Origin of the sequence: Albidovulum sp., assembly GCF_049646345.1 — a bacterium.
Taxonomy (GTDB): domain Bacteria; phylum Pseudomonadota; class Alphaproteobacteria; order Rhodobacterales; family Rhodobacteraceae; genus Albidovulum.
Map to the genome: position 1 here is coordinate 1 of NZ_JBARVQ010000103.1, position 2,129 is coordinate 2,129.

Consider the following 2,129-nt stretch of genomic DNA (forward strand, 5'->3'; position numbering starts at 1 on the left):
CGGTTGAACTGGACCTGCCGATTTTGTTGAACGTCGGGATCCCGGGCCCACGCATCCCGATGGAAACGCAAAAGGTCGAACATCTGGACGAGGTCTGCTGGTTCTTCCCAGATCTGAAGATCGTGATGCGCCACGGCGCGGAACCGTGGGAGGCATTGGCCGTGAAACTGATGCTGAAATGGCCGAACCTGTATTATTCGACCAGCGCCTTCGCTCCAAAACATTATCCCAAGGCGATCATCGATTATGCAAACTCGCGCGGGTCGGACAAGATCATCTACGCCGGTTATTTTCCGATGGGCCTCAGCCTCGACCGGATATTCTCCGACATGGAAAATGTGCCGCTGAAGGACGAGGTCTGGCCCAAATTCCTCCGCGAAAACGCCAAACGCGTTTTCAAACTGTAACTTCGCCCGGGAGCCGGGAAGTCTGCTCCCCTCTTTCGTCACCGCCCTTTGCCCGAGACAACCCCGGCAAAAGGCAGCCGCCCGAGAAGCCAAGCCAGCGGCAGATTAAGGAGCATAATTATGACCGAAACAGCAGCATCAATCGACGCCCGTACCGCGCCAGTGGCCGCCTACCAGATCATCGAGAAGATGACCAAGGAGGAGGTAGCCGCGTGGCGCGTAGCCGACCTTCCGGGCCGTCCCTCTGCCGAAGAGCGCAATCTTGATATCGGCTTCCCGTGCGGCTGGTTCCCGCTCATGCTCAGCAGCGAGCTCGCAATCGGCGAAGTAAAGCCGCTGCGCTATTTCGGTCAGGACCTCGCGATCTGGCGCGGCGAAGACGGCGAAGTACGGATGATCGAGGCCTATTGCGCGCATCTGGGTGCGCATCTGGGCCATGGCGGCAAAGTCCACGGCAACCTGCTCGAATGTCCGTTCCACGCCTGGCGCTATGATGGCAATGAAGGCGTGGTGAAGGAAATCCCCTATTCCAAAGTCATCCCGCCGCAGGTCAAACGCAAATGCAAAGACACCTGGCCGATGGCAGAAAAAAACCGGATCATCTGGACCTGGTATCACTCGCAAGGCGAAGCGCCGCAATATGAAGTGGCTGACCTTCCTGAAACAACCGATCCCGAATGGTCAGACTTCGATGAATGCACATGGACGATCTATGGCAGCATCCAGAACATGGCCGAAAACGGCGTCGATTTCCCGCACTTCACCTATATTCACGGCGTCGCCAGCCCACCCGAAGCCGAACTGGAATGGGGTGAATGGGAACGCAAAGGGATTGTCCGCGCAAAGATGGGCACGCCCAAAGGCGTCGTAGACGGCAAAATCACCTCGATTTCCAATGGACCGGGGCAAAATTGGGTCCGGTTTGAAGGAATTTGCGAAACCCTGCTGATCGCCTGCATCACGCCGGTTGATTATGACAGGTTGGAAGTCCGCTATTTCTACACTCAGCCGAAAAGCCAGATCGAAGGACCGATGGCTGGTCTTGCGCGCGCGATTATCAAGGATGTGAACAAGCAACTTGATCAAGATAAGGTGGTGTGGGACCGGATGAAGTTCCAGCCGAACCCGATCATCTGCATGGGTGACGGGCCGATCCCGAAATTCCGCGAATTCTATGCTCGGTATTACGCGGGCGAAGACGGCGCGCCGGGCCGCACAAAAGCAACGGCAGCACAATGACCCGAGGCGGTTCCGACTATCGTGATTACGACGCGTTAGGTCTTGCCGAACTCGTCCGGTCAAAACAGACCTCGCCGGGGGAATTGCTGGAAGAAGCAATTGCCCGAACAGAGACGCAGGATGCGCGGCTCAATTTCCTTGCACAGGAAATGTTTGACTACGGGCGCGGGAAAATCGCCGCGGGATTGCCTGAGGGAGCGTTCACCGGCGTACCGTTCCTCGAAAAAGACCTGCACATGCATGTGGCGGGTTACCCGTCGGGGCAAGGCAGCCGACTCTATGCGGACTATGTCCCGGATCTTACCTCCGAACTGGTCAAGCGCCACGAGGCGGCGGGTCTGGTGATTTTCGGTAAAACGACCACGCCCGAATTCGGTGTGACAGCGACCACCGAAAGCATTGCCGAGGGTCCGACACGCAATCCATGGAATTTGGACCACAGTTCCGGCGGATCAAGTGGCGGCGCAGCATCGGCAGTGGCAT

Annotated in this window: 3 protein-coding genes; all 3 read left to right on the top strand. The window is 57.4% G+C overall.

Going from position 1 to position 2,129, the window contains the following annotated elements; all coding sequences use genetic code 11:
• On the top strand, positions 1 to 407 hold a 407-nt coding region (locus tag WBB85_RS02650; protein WP_432637075.1), incomplete at its 5' end, for an amidohydrolase family protein.
• Positions 408 to 527: 120 nt separating this feature from the next.
• The gene (locus WBB85_RS02655; RefSeq protein WP_432637076.1) at positions 528 to 1,646 is read left to right on the top strand and encodes a Rieske 2Fe-2S domain-containing protein; all 1,119 of its coding nucleotides are present in this window, start codon (positions 528 to 530) and stop codon (positions 1,644 to 1,646) included.
• The coding region (locus WBB85_RS02660) for an amidase family protein (RefSeq protein ID WP_432637077.1) at positions 1,643 to 2,129 on the top strand (487 nt) is incomplete at its 3' end. The genes WBB85_RS02655 and WBB85_RS02660, both read left to right, overlap by 4 nt.

Excerpts from the sequence above, each read along its gene's own strand:
- WBB85_RS02655 (WP_432637076.1), top strand. The coding sequence starts at position 528 with ATGACCGAAACAGCAGCATCAATCGACGCCCGTACCGCGCCAGTGGCC.